Source organism: Prevotella sp. Sow4_E9_plate, from assembly GCF_052116205.1.
Classification (GTDB): domain Bacteria; phylum Bacteroidota; class Bacteroidia; order Bacteroidales; family Bacteroidaceae; genus Prevotella.
The window spans coordinates 26,759-40,136 of sequence record NZ_JBQKLN010000037.1 but is presented as its reverse complement, the minus strand read 5'-3'; the positions used below and the strand labels follow the sequence as shown (position 1 = coordinate 40,136).

General features: G+C 42.1%; 11 protein-coding genes, 6 tRNA genes and 1 rRNA gene. 15 read left to right on the top strand and 3 right to left on the bottom strand.

What is annotated here, in order from left to right:
- Nucleotides 1-6 precede the first annotated feature (6 nt).
- Nucleotides 7-119, top strand: a 5S ribosomal RNA gene (gene rrf, locus ACTQ53_RS13010).
- Nucleotides 120-276: 157 nt separating this feature from the next.
- On the opposite strand, the gene ACTQ53_RS13005 is transcribed toward rrf, so the two are convergent.
- Nucleotides 277-645, bottom strand: coding sequence for a hypothetical protein (locus ACTQ53_RS13005; RefSeq protein WP_229775103.1), 369 nt, complete (start codon nucleotides 643-645; stop codon nucleotides 277-279).
- A 186-nt stretch (nucleotides 646-831) separates the two neighbouring features.
- On the opposite strand from ACTQ53_RS13005, the gene ACTQ53_RS13000 reads away from it, so the two are divergent.
- Nucleotides 832-2,493: a glycogen/starch synthase gene (locus tag ACTQ53_RS13000; protein WP_441933372.1), complete on the top strand. Its 1,662-nt coding sequence runs from the start codon at nucleotides 832-834 to the stop codon at nucleotides 2,491-2,493.
- A gap of 78 nt (nucleotides 2,494-2,571) precedes the next feature.
- The gene (glgP, locus tag ACTQ53_RS12995; RefSeq protein WP_441933370.1) at nucleotides 2,572-5,130 is read left to right on the top strand and encodes an alpha-glucan family phosphorylase; all 2,559 of its coding nucleotides are present in this window, start codon (nucleotides 2,572-2,574) and stop codon (nucleotides 5,128-5,130) included.
- 310 nt (nucleotides 5,131-5,440) lie between these two features.
- On the opposite strand, the gene ACTQ53_RS12990 is transcribed toward glgP, so the two are convergent.
- Complete coding sequence (locus tag ACTQ53_RS12990; protein ID WP_153124226.1) at nucleotides 5,441-6,379, bottom strand: ribose-phosphate pyrophosphokinase; 939 nt, start codon at nucleotides 6,377-6,379, stop codon at nucleotides 5,441-5,443.
- A gap of 65 nt (nucleotides 6,380-6,444) precedes the next feature.
- Nucleotides 6,445-7,053: a thiamine phosphate synthase gene (locus ACTQ53_RS12985; protein ID WP_294972239.1), complete on the bottom strand. Its 609-nt coding sequence runs from the start codon at nucleotides 7,051-7,053 to the stop codon at nucleotides 6,445-6,447.
- Between the two features lie 107 nt (nucleotides 7,054-7,160).
- On the opposite strand from ACTQ53_RS12985, the gene nspC reads away from it, so the two are divergent.
- The 12 genes from nspC to ACTQ53_RS12925 all read left to right on the top strand — a co-directional run bounded on the left by nspC (nucleotide 7,161) and on the right by ACTQ53_RS12925 (nucleotide 13,378).
- Nucleotides 7,161-8,336 carry a carboxynorspermidine decarboxylase gene (nspC, locus tag ACTQ53_RS12980; protein ID WP_441933367.1) on the top strand — a complete coding sequence of 392 codons (1,176 nt, stop codon included), beginning with the start codon at nucleotides 7,161-7,163 and terminating at the stop codon, nucleotides 8,334-8,336.
- A 193-nt stretch (nucleotides 8,337-8,529) separates the two neighbouring features.
- A tRNA-Gly gene (locus ACTQ53_RS12975) sits at nucleotides 8,530-8,602 on the top strand.
- 65 nt (nucleotides 8,603-8,667) lie between these two features.
- A tRNA-Leu gene (locus ACTQ53_RS12970) sits at nucleotides 8,668-8,751 on the top strand.
- A 17-nt stretch (nucleotides 8,752-8,768) separates the two neighbouring features.
- Nucleotides 8,769-8,841: transfer RNA gene (locus ACTQ53_RS12965), tRNA-Gly, on the top strand.
- Nucleotides 8,842-8,879: 38 nt separating this feature from the next.
- Nucleotides 8,880-8,961 (top strand) — tRNA-Leu (locus ACTQ53_RS12960).
- Between the two features lie 22 nt (nucleotides 8,962-8,983).
- Nucleotides 8,984-9,067 (top strand) — tRNA-Leu (locus tag ACTQ53_RS12955).
- A 20-nt stretch (nucleotides 9,068-9,087) separates the two neighbouring features.
- A tRNA-Gly gene (locus ACTQ53_RS12950) sits at nucleotides 9,088-9,160 on the top strand.
- A gap of 38 nt (nucleotides 9,161-9,198) precedes the next feature.
- Nucleotides 9,199-9,741, top strand: a complete 543-nt coding sequence (locus tag ACTQ53_RS12945; protein WP_441933365.1) for a hypothetical protein — start codon at nucleotides 9,199-9,201, stop codon at nucleotides 9,739-9,741.
- A 38-nt stretch (nucleotides 9,742-9,779) separates the two neighbouring features.
- Nucleotides 9,780-10,226 (top strand): single-stranded DNA-binding protein, encoded by a 447-nt coding sequence (locus ACTQ53_RS12940; RefSeq protein ID WP_153123858.1) that lies wholly within the window; start codon nucleotides 9,780-9,782, stop codon nucleotides 10,224-10,226.
- A gap of 40 nt (nucleotides 10,227-10,266) precedes the next feature.
- Nucleotides 10,267-11,610 (top strand): gliding motility-associated protein GldE, encoded by a 1,344-nt coding sequence (gene gldE / locus ACTQ53_RS12935; protein WP_295346900.1) that lies wholly within the window; start codon nucleotides 10,267-10,269, stop codon nucleotides 11,608-11,610.
- 6 nt (nucleotides 11,611-11,616) lie between these two features.
- Complete coding sequence (locus ACTQ53_RS12930; RefSeq protein ID WP_295346901.1) at nucleotides 11,617-12,252, top strand: 4'-phosphopantetheinyl transferase family protein; 636 nt, start codon at nucleotides 11,617-11,619, stop codon at nucleotides 12,250-12,252.
- A gap of 22 nt (nucleotides 12,253-12,274) precedes the next feature.
- Nucleotides 12,275-13,378 carry an esterase-like activity of phytase family protein gene (locus ACTQ53_RS12925; protein WP_441933362.1) on the top strand — a complete coding sequence of 368 codons (1,104 nt, stop codon included), beginning with the start codon at nucleotides 12,275-12,277 and terminating at the stop codon, nucleotides 13,376-13,378.

The following is a 13,378-nucleotide window of genomic DNA, read 5'->3' as shown; positions in this document are numbered from 1 at the left end:
CCATTATCAGGTGGTTATTGCGGTGAGGTCCCACCTCTTCCCATTCCGAACAGAGAAGTTAAGCTCACTTGCGCCGATGGTACTGCAATGCAATGCGGGAGAGTAGGTAGCTGCCTTCTTTCAATTTCAGAAGCCTCGATTACGAAAGTAGTCGGGGCTTTTCTGTTTAATAACACTGGCTATTTAGTATAATTACCCTTGCTATATAATATAATAACCCCCTCGCTATTTACCATAATAGCGAGGGGTATTTCTGCGATATTCTGAGTGTTTTGTCTACTGCTTGGTGAATTTCAGATTTTTAGGAATCTTCACCCATTTCCGGTTTCGGGCAATTTTCAGGTTACTTCCTTCTTTCTGCTGCAACTCGTAACTACCATCGGGCAAGGCTATGAGGTCGGCAGTAAGATCTTCGCTCCCGTAATCATTGATAATGGATAGATGAGCGGTCTTTCCTTCTATGTCAGCATCTGTAATCAGCCATTTGCGACTATCACGTCTGTCACCGAAATATCCGGGCATTTCACCGAACAGTTCCTGTCCTGGAACCTTGAGGTTCTTATGGTAGAAGTCTATATTCATATAGACATCATACTCTTTGTTTGTAATCTTCCCCTTGAATAGGGTGCTGTCTGTTTGTGCCATACTAGATATACTAATTAGGCATAATAATGTTGCTAAAATCTTTCTTTTCATCTCTTTTTTCAATTAACTGCGACAAAGTTATTCATTTAAATCAAGAAAACTGCATTTTTTTTAGGATTTTAATAAGATTAATTCGTTTTTTTGCAAATATTTATCTATCTTTGCGGTGTTTATTGATAATTATATATGGAAAAGAAAAGATTATTTCCAGATTACATATTTGAGTCTAGTTGGGAAGTGTGTAATAAAGTTGGTGGTATCTACACCGTTCTTTCAACACGAGCTAAGACTCTTACGGAAAGGTTAAAGGATCAGCTAATCTTCATTGGTCCTGATTGTTGGGGAGACAAGGTGAATCCTTATTTCTCTCAAGATGATACGCTTTATGCGGAGTGGAAAGCAGAAGCTCTGAAAGAGGGCTTAAAGGTTAAAGTAGGTAGATGGAATATACCGGGAGAGCCAGTAGCTGTTTTGGTAGATTTCAATCCTTACTATGCTGTTAAAGACCAGATTTATGGACAACTATGGCAGGACTATCAGGTTGATAGTCTTCATGCTTATGGTGACTATGACGAAGCATCGATGTTCTCTTATGCTGCCGCTCTGGTAGTAGAGAGTTTCTACAAACATGTTGTTGGAAAAGGCAAGAAAGTTATCTATCATGGCAATGAATGGATGACCGGTCTTGGTGTGCTTTATGTTAATAAGCATCTTCCTGAGGTGGCTACAGTGTTTACTACTCATGCAACTAGTATCGGTAGAAGTATTGCTGGCAACAATAAGCCTCTTTATGACTATCTCTTTGCCTATAATGGCGATCAGATGGCGCAGGAGCTTAATATGCAGAGCAAGCATTCTATTGAGAAGCAGACTGCTAAGTATGTGGACTGTTTTACAACAGTGAGCGACATTACTGCCAATGAGTGCAAAGAGCTGCTGGACAAACCAGTTGACTTCGTTTTGCCTAATGGTTTTGACAATAGTTTTGTTCCTAAGACTACAGCTTTTACCAAGAAGCGTAAGGAGGCAAGAAAGCGTTTGCTCGATGTGGCTAATGCCTTGATGGGTACAGATTTAGACGATGATACATTAATTGTCTCTACCAGTGGTCGTTACGAGTTCCGCAACAAAGGTATCGATGTCTATATCGAGGCAATGAATCGTTTGCTTCGTGATAGCAACTTGAAGAAGAATGTCCTGGCATTCATCGATGTACCTGGTTGGGTAGGCGATCCACGTCAGGATCTGTTGGACCGTCTGAATAGTGGCAAGAAGTTTGACACTCCATTGGAGGTTCCAGAAATTACTCATTGGCTGCATAATATGAGCCATGACAATGTATTGGGTATGTTGAAGTACTTCAATATGCATAATAATAAGGAAGACAAGGTGAAACTGATCTTCTTGCCTTGCTACCTGACAGGCGATGATGGTATCATCAGTAAGAGTTACTATGATGTAGTGTTGGGTAACGACCTCTGCATCTATCCTTCATATTATGAGCCTTGGGGCTACACGCCTTTGGAGGCTGTTGCATTCAAGGTTCCATGTATCACCACCGATTTGGCAGGTTTTGGTCTCTGGGCTAACTCGGAGAAGGGAAGGTATAGCGAGATTGAGGATGGTGTGAAGGTAATCAAGCGTACTGACTACAATTATTCAGAGGTGGCTGATGCCATCAAGGATACTGTTGCTAAGTACTCTGGATTTACTAAAACTCAGGTGAACAAGTGTCGTAAGAATGCAGAAAAACTCTCAGAGAAGGCTTTGTGGAAGCACTTTATCGAGTACTATTATGATGCTTACGATTTCGCTTTGAGAAAGGCTGAAGCCCGCATGGGAAAATAAAGAAATCTCTCTCTCGGTAGTGAGAAATCACAATATAGTTATAGAGAATATAAATACTTTAATATAAATCGAAACACAATGAAAATTAAAGCAGACTATGCTAATGCTCCTCAATGGAAGGAGACTACTATTAAGTCTAGCCTTCCTAAGGAGTTGAAGTGCTTGGACGAGATTGCTCACAACATGTGGTGGGCATGGAACTATGAGGGTCGTGACTTGTTCAAGAGCCTTGATGCTGATTTGTACGAGAAGTGCAACGCTAACCCTGTATTGCTTTTGGAGCGTTTGAGCTACGACCGCAAGGAGGCTATTGTTAAGGATAAGGAGACAATGGCTAAGGTTAAGAACGTCTATAAGATGTTCCGCGAGTACATGGATGTTAAGCCAAACTCAAAGCGCCCTTCTGTAGCTTACTTCTGTATGGAGTATGGTATTAACCAGGTGGTTAAAATCTACTCTGGTGGTCTTGGTATGCTTGCTGGTGACTACTTGAAGGAGGCATCTGACAGCAACGTGGATATGTGTGCCGTTGGTTTCCTCTACAGATTTGGTTACTTCAAGCAGTCTTTGAGTATGGATGGTCAGCAGATTGCTAACTATGACGCTCAGAACTTCAACTCTCTCCCTATTGAGCGAGTATATGATGAGAATGGTAACCCAATGGTAGTTGATGTTCCTTACACAAACTATCAGGTACATGCATACGTATGGCAGATGAACGTTGGTCGTATCAAGTTGTATCTCCTGGATACAGATAATGATATGAACTCTGAGTTCGACCGTCCTATCACTCACTCACTCTATGGTGGTGACTGGGAGAACCGCTTGAAGCAGGAAATCTTGCTCGGTATCGGTGGTATGCTCGCATTGAAGAAGATGGGTATCAAGAAGGATATCTATCACTGCAATGAGGGTCATGCTGCTCTCTGCAACTTGCAGCGTCTCTGCGACTACATCGAGGAGGATGGCTTGAACTTCAACCAGGCTCTCGAGTTGGTTCGCGCTTCTTCTCTCTATACTGTTCATACTCCAGTGCCAGCTGGTCATGACTACTTCGACGAGGCTCTCTTCGGCAAGTACATGGGTGGCTATCCACAGCGTCTTGGTATCTCTTGGGATGAGTTCATCGGTATGGGTCGTGAGAACGCAGACGATCATAACGAGCGTTTCTGCCTCTCTACATTCGCTTGCAATACTTGTCAGGAGGTTAATGGTGTAAGTAAGCTCCATGGTTGGGTAAGCCAGCAGATGTTCTCTAACATCTGGAAGGGTTACTTCCCAGAGGAGAACCACGTAGGTTATGTAACTAATGGTGTTCACTTCCCAACCTGGACAGCAACAGAATGGCGTAAGCTCTACGATAAATATTTCAACAAGAACTTCATGAACGATCAGAGCAACGAGGAAATCTGGCATGCCATCTACAATGTTTCAGACGCTGAAATCTGGAATACCCGTATGACATTGAAGAAGAAGCTCGTAGCTTATATTCGTGAGAAGTTTACACAGACATGGTTGAAGAACCAGGGTGATCCTGCTCGTGTAGTATCTTTGCTCGAGCGTATCAACCCTAATGCTTTGATGATTGGTTTCTGCCGTCGTTTCGCTACATACAAGCGTGCTCACTTGCTCTTCACAGACTTGGATCGCTTGTCTAAGATCGTTAACGATCCAGAGCACCCAGTATTGTTCTTCTTCTCTGGTAAGGCTCACCCTGCTGATGGTGCTGGTCAGGGCTTGATCAAGAAGATCTTCGAGATCAGTCAGCGTCCAGAGTTCCTCGGCAAGATCATCTTCCTCGAGGACTACGATATGACTTTGGCTCGTCGCCTGGTTTCAGGTGTTGATATCTGGATGAATACTCCTACACGTCCATTGGAGGCTTCTGGTACATCTGGCGAGAAGGCTGAGATGAATGGTGTTGTCAACCTCTCTGTACTTGATGGTTGGTGGGTAGAAGGTTACCGCGAGGGTGCTGGTTGGGCTCTTCCAGAGAAGCGTACATACCAGAACCAGGGTTACCAGGATCAGCTTGATGCTGCTACTATCTACAACCTCTTGGAGAACGACATCATCCCTATGTATTACAACAAGAATAAGGAAGGCTTCAGCAAGGAGTGGATCCAGGTAGTAAAGAACTCTATTGCTACTATCGCTCCTCACTATACAATGAAGCGCCAGTTGGATGACTACTATGATAAGTTCTACAATAAGGAGGCTGCCCGCTTCAAGAAGTTGAGCGCTAACGACAATGCACTTGCTAAGGAGATTGCACTCTGGAAGGAGAGCGTTGCAGAGCGTTGGGATGGTATCCACGTTGTATCTAAGGACGACTGCATGCTGATGGCTGCTGAGACTGGTCAGAAGATCAAGGTTCAGTATGTTATTGATGAGCAGGGCTTGAACGATGCAGTAGGCTTGGAGCTTGTTGTATTGAAGGATCAGCCAGAGGATGGTAAGCAGATTTATGCTGTTTATCCATTCAAGATGGTTGGTCACGAGGGTAACAACTTTACATTCGAGACTGAGATTGAGCCAATCAATGCTGGTTCATTCAAGACAGGCGTACGTATGTATCCTAAGAATGATAAGTTGCCACACCGTCAGGACTTCTGCTACGTGAAGTGGTTGAACTAATAGGATAGCGGATTTCTATTCGCATCATATATTTAAGCCCACATCTCGCAAGGAGGTGTGGGATTTTTTATTTCTTACTTTTTTTGATAATGTAATAAATTCCACACAATATGACAATATAGCCAACTAAGAGTTCGATATTGGTAAGAGTGTCAGGAGAATCAAAGCAAAATATTAAACCTAAAAGGGCATAAAGAATAAAGAAAAATCCGATAAAGAGTTTTAATAATGTTTTCATAATGGGGGATTGGTTATATCATAAAAGGACAGGATTTCAACAACTTAGAAATCCTGTCCTTTTATATATGTATTATACGAGATACTGAGAAGAAATACTCTCGTTGTCTTCTACGCGGCGGATAGTCTCAGCAAACATATCAGCGATAGTTAGCTGCTTAACCTTGTCGCAACGCTTGGTGTAAGGGATTGAATCAGTGAAAACAATCTCCTCGAGAGCAGAATTCTGTACGCGTTCTGAAGCTGGACCACTCATTACACAGTGAGAAGCACAAGCACGAACAGTCTTGGCACCAGCCTGCTTCATGATGTCGGCAGCCTTGGTAATAGTACCTGCAGTGTCAACCATGTCATCGATGATGACAACATTCTTGTCCTTTACATCACCAATGATCTGCATGCTGGCAACCACGTTAGCGCGAGCACGAGTCTTGTTGCAAAGAACGAGAGGGCAACCGAAGTACTTAGCATAAGTATTGGCACGCTTAGAACCACCTACGTCTGGAGAAGCAATTACCATATCCTTGAGACGCAAGCTCTGCAGGTATGGCAAAATAACGCCTGAAGCATAGAGGTGATCGACAGGAACATCGAAGAATCCCTGAATCTGGTCTGCGTGGAGGTCCATGGTGATGAGACGGTCGATACCGGCAACGCTGAGCAAGTCGGCTACCAGTTTAGCGCCGATGCTGACACGTGGTTTGTCCTTGCGATCCTGACGGGCCCATCCGAAGTAAGGAACAACAGCAATAATATTGCGGGCAGAAGCACGCTTTGCTGCGTCAATCATCAGGAGCAACTCCATCAAGTTGTCTGAATTAGGGAATGTGCTCTGTACGAGGAAAACATCGCGTCCGCGGATAGACTCCTCGAAAGATACGCCAAATTCACCATCAGAGAACTTGGTTACTACCAAATTACCCAGTGGGCAACCTAAACTAGCGCAGATTTTCTCTGCAAGGTATCTCGAATTAGTACCAGAGAATACCAAAAAAGAGTTTTTGTCACTCATTTCTATTAGTGTTTATGTGTATTAATAGTTATTTACTACAAATGTACTTTTATGGAGAAAGAACCTTAGCTGCTTGCTTTTCTCAATCTTTCAAAATGGAGAATCAGCTCTTTGAAGTCTTTCTCATTGTGGATGTCGAATCGGTTCCACAAGTCTCCACAGATAACAACACCACCGAAACCAAGTTCTTTGGCTACCTTGATGTTTTCCAAACTCATTCCTCCCAAAGCGTATACCTTCTTGTCGATGAGTCCAGCCTTTGCTGCCATCTCCAGCTGCTGCATGGAGAAAGATGATTTTTCATCCTTAAACTCAATACAGTCGAAGATATTCTTCAGAAAAACGGAGTTTGATTTCTTTTTCATCTCCTTCAACATGGAGAGGTCTGTACAGGTACGGCTGTACTTACCCTTATAGCCATCTGGTACAGATGCAAGTGGATCATCGATATGTATTGCCGCCAAGTCGTATTCCTGCTTGAGGTAATAATGGTCGTGAACCGTAACCTTGCTACGGTAGTCTTCTGGCAATAAAGTGAGCAATCGCTCTGAATACATGGGTGAGGAACCTGGCTTGAAAAGGTGCAGGTTGTCCATGCCCTCGTCGAACAACGAGGTGAGTATCTTGTCTTCTTCCACAAAGAATGTGGACTTTGTCATTATTGCTAATTTCATCGTCAAAATGCATTTTATACTGCAAAAGTATTAAAAAATTCGCAAACATGCAATTATATCGGGATAAAAAGCTATCTTTGCACCATAAAATTAATATTTATCAAGAAATGAGAGTAAATTTATCATCTTTTTGCGAAGTTCACATACCAATTTACGTTTTGGAGGAGGAACTTCTGCGCCGCAATTTATCGCTCATCAAAAGTGTGGCTGAGCGTGCCGATGTGGAAATTATTCTTGCTTTTAAAGCGTATGCTTTGTGGAAGACTTTTCCTATCTTTAGAGAGTATATCAATTCCACAACGGCTAGTTCCTTGAGTGAGGCAAAATTGGCTTTTGAAAAGTTCGGGAGTCCTGCTCATACGTTCTCTCCTGCTTATACTGATTATGAAATTGACGAGATAGCTCGGTGTTCCAGTCATCTTTCGTTCAATTCGCTTTCTCAGTATGAGCGATATCATGAACGTGCCCGACGAGCAAATCCTTCTATCAAATATGGGTTGCGGGTGAATCCTGAATATTCTGAGGTTTCCACCTTATTATATAATCCTTGCGCACCGGGTACGCGATTTGGTGTTTCTGCAGATAAATTGCCGGAAAAATTGCCTTCTGACATAGAAGGATTCCATTGTCACTGTCATTGCGAGAGTGGGGCTGATGTATTTGAGCGTACTTTGAAGCATATTGAAGAAAAATTTGCCAAATGGTTTCCGCAGTTGAAATGGATAAACTTTGGTGGAGGCCATCTTATGACCCGTAAAGACTATGATGTGGAACACCTTATTAATATATTGAAGGATTTCCATGCCCGTTATCCACTTCTGAAGGTAATCATGGAGCCGGGTAGTGCTTTTGGATGGCAAACAGGTCCGCTGGTTACACAAGTTGTAGATGTGGTAGAAGATAAGGGAATCAAGACGGGTATTATCAATGCAAGTTTTACTTGTCATATGCCCGATTGCCTTGAGATGCCATATATGCCTGCTATCAGAAATGCTGAAACATTAGAGGTTGATGATCCGATGAAGGCTCCAGAGGGGGAGTATATATATAGAATAGGTGGAAACAGCTGCCTCAGTGGTGACTTTATGGGCTTCTGGAAATTTGACCATGAACTGGAAGTGGGTGAAAATATTATCTTTGAAGATATGCTTCACTACACTACGGTGAAGACAAATACCTTTAACGGAATCTCCCATCCGGCTATAGGTATCGTTCATTTGGATGGAAATTTGGAAATCTTACGCGAATTTGGATATGAGGATTATCTTTCGCGTATGGATTAAAAACGGGATAAAAGAATGAAGAAAACCAGTAAAAAGGTACAATAACTACGGAAAAAGGTGCGTTTTTGCCTGAAAAATGGGCAAAATGCATCTTTTTTTCAAAAAAAGTTCAAGAAAAGTTTGGTAATTCGGAAAAAAGTAGTACCTTTGCACTCGCATTCAGAGGAACGCTCCTATGAAGAGTAGGAAATAAGCGGAAATAGCTCAGTTGGTAGAGCACAACCTTGCCAAGGTTGGGGTCGCGGGTCCGAGTCCCGTTTTCCGCTCAGATTTTTTTGAAGACAACATCAAGCTTTATCTTTATTAAGATATTTGGTGAATAATAATTTCTGGAGAGGTGGCGGAATTGGTAGACGCGCTACTTTGAGGGGGTAGTGACAATTGTGTCGTGGGAGTTCGAGTCTCCTCCTCTTCACTGTTATTATTTGATAAGCGGAAATAGCTCAGTTGGTAGAGCACAACCTTGCCAAGGTTGGGGTCGCGGGTCCGAGTCCCGTTTTCCGCTCATATTTTGATATCTTTGAGATAGGATATTGAAATCGGGCCCAAGTGGCGGAATTGGTAGACGCGCACGTTTCAGGTGCGTGTGTTTCACAACGTGCAGGTTCGAGTCCTGTCTTGGGCACAATGATTAATTGCTTAATGTTGGAGAGGTGGCGGAATTGGTAGACGCGCTACTTTGAGGGGGTAGTGACAATTGTGTCGTGGGAGTTCGAGTCTCCTCCTCTTCACGTCTTTTGTAGATTAATAAGCGGAAATAGCTCAGTTGGTAGAGCACAACCTTGCCAAGGTTGGGGTCGCGGGTCCGAGTCCCGTTTTCCGCTCTATTTTATTTGTTTAAATAGAGAAACATACCTAATTTATGAATTTATATTTAAGATATTTTGATCAGGAAGCATTTGCAACAAATGTGGATCAAGCAATAGATTTTTTGAAGAGTATTCCTGAAATTGGTATGGACGAATCATTAGAGGCTGATGTACGCGATTATGCTGCTAGTGATGTTTGTTATCCTAAGCGTTATAAGGTTCGCCCCCGTGTCTATTTCATCGTTATAAAAACCACTGCAGCTAGCATGCGTGACTTCAAAGACAAGAAGGCGTTGCGTTCAACTCCTTCTGGGGAACATCGTGAAAATGTGAGCCCTTCTGTTGTTCGATTGAACCAGCAACAGCCGGGTTGGTATGAAGGTGCGCTTGATTTTAAGCGTGTCGTTATGATTCCTGCCACTGGTAAGTTCGAATATCGTGATACCCATTTCGTTGCTAATGTCAAGGCGCTCTCTGCTTTGGACTGCTATAATCGTATCGTTGAGTATTTGCGTCAGCGAGTAGATTCCCGTAGCCAGTTCCCGTCGGCAAAGGGCAAGAATTTTGCATACCGTTATTTGGGTATGTGGAAATAAAGTAATGTAGATAAGTTTCAAATTTGAGGAGGTAGGCTATGAATAAAGTCATGTTAATAGGCAATGTGGGTAAAGAGCCTGATGTTCATTATTATGATGCCGACCAAGCTGTAGCTCAAGTGGTATTGGCAACGACAGAGAAGGGGTATACTCTGACTAATGGAACTCAGGTGCCTGACCATACTGATTGGCATAATCTGGTTTTTTACCGGGCTTTAGCAAAAATAGTGGAGAGATATGTTCATAAGGGTGATAAACTCTATGTGGAAGGAAAGATACGTTATCGCTCGTATGATGACAAGCAAGGAAAGCGCAGGTATATAACTGAGATTTATGTTGATAATATGGAGATGCTTACGCCGAAATCAATGTCATCGTCAGCATCTCAAGCTTCTCAGACTGTTACCCCAACACCTCAGCCTGCTACACAGGGAGCAAGTGGTTCTTCTCAGACGTCACAAAGTGAAGATGGACTCCCATTCTAGCTAGTGCTATTTTGTTGTTATTAAATTTTAAGATCAGAAATTGGATATTTCAACCATAACAGATGCTTTCGGAGATGTGGTTTTACAACAGCCCACTACCGGAGTGATTATAGCAGCCATTCTGGCTGCTGTATTGTTACTTATGTCTGCTTTTGCCAGCGGCTCGGAGATAGCATTCTTCAGTTTGTCACCCTCTGATGTCGCTGAGCTGGAAGACGGAAAGTTTGGGGCAGACAAGAAAATTCAGAATCTTCGTGATGATTCTGAGCGTACATTGGCAACAATTCTTATTGCAAATAATTTTGTCAATGTTACAATTATCATGCTCTTGAACTATGTGATTGCTGGCGTTATTTCGTTCGGTGAAAGAGCACTTTTACTTCAGTTTCTTTTTACTACAGTAATTCTCACCTTCTTACTCTTGCTTTTTGGTGAAATTATGCCAAAGGTTTATGCCCGTCAGGATCCGTTGAAGTTTTGTCGTCGTTGTGTGGGAGGAATTATGTTTGCCCGTAAGCTGTTTTGGCCTATTGAAAATATTTTGCTCAAGAGCGGAATGATGGCAGAAAAAATCATACAGAAAGAGAATCATGTTCTAAGTGTTGATGATCTGGAACAGGCATTGGAACTCACTGATAAGAACGATATCAAGGATGAGCAGAACATGCTGAAGGGTATTATCCGTTTTGGAGATGAAACAGCCAAAGAGGTGATGACCAGTAGACAGAATATTATAGATTTGGATATACGAAGTAATTATGCAGATGTCTTGAAATGCATTGAAGACAATAATTATAGCCGTATTCCTGTTTATCAGGATAATACGGATAATATTCGTGGCATTCTGTATATCAAGGACTTACTGCCTCATCTTACGAAGAGTTCCAATTTTCGCTGGCAGAGTTTGATCCGTCCTCCTTATTTCGTTCCTGAAACAAAAAAGATTGATGATTTGTTGCGTGAATTTCAGGAAAATAAGGTGCATATCGCCATTGTGGTAGATGAATTTGGTGGTACAAGCGGCATTGTTACTCTTGAAGACATCTTGGAGGAAATCGTTGGCGAAATCAATGATGAATATGATGAGGAAGAGAAGTTCTATTCGAAATTGAATTACAACACATTTATTTTCGAAGGAAAAACCCTGCTTACAGACCTTTGTCGTATCTTGAATGTAGATGATGAGGAGTTTGAAGAGGTAGAGGGTGATGCTGATACTTTGGCAGGTCTGTTGCTTGAGATAAAGGGAGATTTCCCTAGTATTCACGAGAAGATAGATTATAAGAATTATACTTTCGAGGTGATGAATGTAGAGGAGCGCCGTATCAGTAAGATTAAGGTTACGGTGCATCCCGTAAGAAATCTGGAAGAAGAAAAAAAATAACATGGTATGGCAGTAGTCAATATACGTGAAGTTTATCCAGGTGTGAGTTTAGGCTTATGGCAGATGGATGAGGAGGTAGAGCAGTTGTTCGAACAGTATCCTCATCTTCAAGCCTATAGATCATCATTGGAGGAAAAATATAAGAATGATGGCAGGAAACTTGAGTTTCTTGCCATTCGTGCATTGATGTATGAGATGTTGAAGGCGAATGGGGCATCCAAGGGATTGCTGTTTCATGCTGGTGATATCATCCATAATGAGGCGGGTAAACCTTTGTTTCGCGGTTATCATATCAGTGTGAGTCATACCAAGGGGTACGCAGCGCTTATTCTTTCCAGAAATCAGGAAGTAGCTGTTGACATAGAATATTTCAGCGATAGGGTAGAACGTATTTCTTCTAAATTCTTAAGAATGGATGAGAATGCTTCTGATTTGGATTCCAAGTTGGTACATTGGTGTGCCAAGGAAACGGTTTACAAATTGTTTTCTGAAGAAAACTTGAAGTTTGATGATATGCGCGTGAAGCCTTTTGATACGATGTCTGATTGGGCTTGTGATGTAGAGAACTTGAAAAATAAGAAGGTAGCGCATGTTGACTTTGAACTGACCATGGAGTTTGTCTTAACTTATGCAGCTATGTAAATTCCTAAAAAATGAAAGTTTTATGAAAATAATAATGGGGAGAGGAGTACTGCTGAGTACTCTTCTTTTTTTTAGTTTCATGGGCTATGCTCAAGAGTGGCAGGTGGTGAGAGAGAATGTTCAGAAGTCTTTTCATAAGACAGTACCTGCTGGCAACTATAGTGGCATTACCCATTTGCATGATGATATATATGCGGTGGTGAGTGATAAGTCGGATAGTGCCCTCTACTTTAATTTTCGCATTCAAGTGAATCCTGTGACGGGCGATTTGGAGCAGGTGGAGAACCTGGGATATACTTTTATGGTGGATGGTAGTCGCTTTGATGGTAAACCATGGCATGGAACGGAAAAAGGTTTTGATCATGAGGCTATAACTAAGGTGTCGGATTCTACAGTGGTAATAGCCAGTGAAGGAAAATGTAGATTGAAGGAATATCTCATAAAGGATTATCCAGCGAAATTATATCTGAAGGGTTGGGAGAATGTTTGGCCGCCAGATAATTTTTATCCTAATTATAATTTCGAGTCACTGGCTTTCGATTCTATCCGCCATCTGCTTTGGACAATTCCTGAAAGTACGCTTCGGAAGGATGGTGTACCGGCTACCCCGGAGAATGGATTAGCTAATAAGTTGCGGTTAATGGCTTATTCCTGGTCTCATGGTTTACAAGATTCTATCGGATCTGGCATGACAATGTACGCTTATCAGATGGATGCACCTTCTACTCGTAGAAAAGCCGAGACGTATGTGATGGGAGTAAGTGAACTTTGCGTTTTGCCGGATGGGCAACTTCTGGTATTAGAGCGTGAGGCTTTCATTCCGAAAGTTAAACTGGGCGCATTTTGCAAGTGCAAGCTTTATTTGGTGAATCCTTCAAATGAGATGAGTCTTTCTGATTATGATCATCTCTATCAAGATTCGCCCTTTGTCAAAAAGCAATTGCTTACCGAATGGAAGACTAGTCTGTCGCTCGTAAAGCGTTCTTTTGCAAATTACGAAGGAATGTGTCTTGGCCCCAAATTGGAAGATGGTTCTCAAGTACTTATCCTGCTTTCTGATTCACAAAATCAATATGCGGGAGTATTAAGAGACTGTTTTAAAACAATTGTGATAAAGAAAAAATAA

Excerpts from the sequence above, each read along its gene's own strand:
- ACTQ53_RS13005 (WP_229775103.1), bottom strand. The coding sequence starts at position 645 with ATGGCACAAACAGACAGCACCCTATTCAAGGGGAAGATTACAAACAAA.
- ACTQ53_RS13000 (WP_441933372.1), top strand. The coding sequence starts at position 832 with ATGGAAAAGAAAAGATTATTTCCAGATTACATATTTGAGTCTAGTTGG.
- glgP (WP_441933370.1), top strand. The coding sequence starts at position 2,572 with ATGAAAATTAAAGCAGACTATGCTAATGCTCCTCAATGGAAGGAGACT.
- ACTQ53_RS12990 (WP_153124226.1), bottom strand. The coding sequence starts at position 6,379 with ATGAGTGACAAAAACTCTTTTTTGGTATTCTCTGGTACTAATTCGAGA.
- ACTQ53_RS12985 (WP_294972239.1), bottom strand. The coding sequence starts at position 7,053 with ATGAAATTAGCAATAATGACAAAGTCCACATTCTTTGTGGAAGAAGAC.
- nspC (WP_441933367.1), top strand. The coding sequence starts at position 7,161 with ATGAGAGTAAATTTATCATCTTTTTGCGAAGTTCACATACCAATTTAC.
- ACTQ53_RS12945 (WP_441933365.1), top strand. The coding sequence starts at position 9,199 with ATGAATTTATATTTAAGATATTTTGATCAGGAAGCATTTGCAACAAAT.
- ACTQ53_RS12940 (WP_153123858.1), top strand. The coding sequence starts at position 9,780 with ATGAATAAAGTCATGTTAATAGGCAATGTGGGTAAAGAGCCTGATGTT.
- ACTQ53_RS12930 (WP_295346901.1), top strand. The coding sequence starts at position 11,617 with ATGGCAGTAGTCAATATACGTGAAGTTTATCCAGGTGTGAGTTTAGGC.
- ACTQ53_RS12925 (WP_441933362.1), top strand. The coding sequence starts at position 12,275 with ATGAAAATAATAATGGGGAGAGGAGTACTGCTGAGTACTCTTCTTTTT.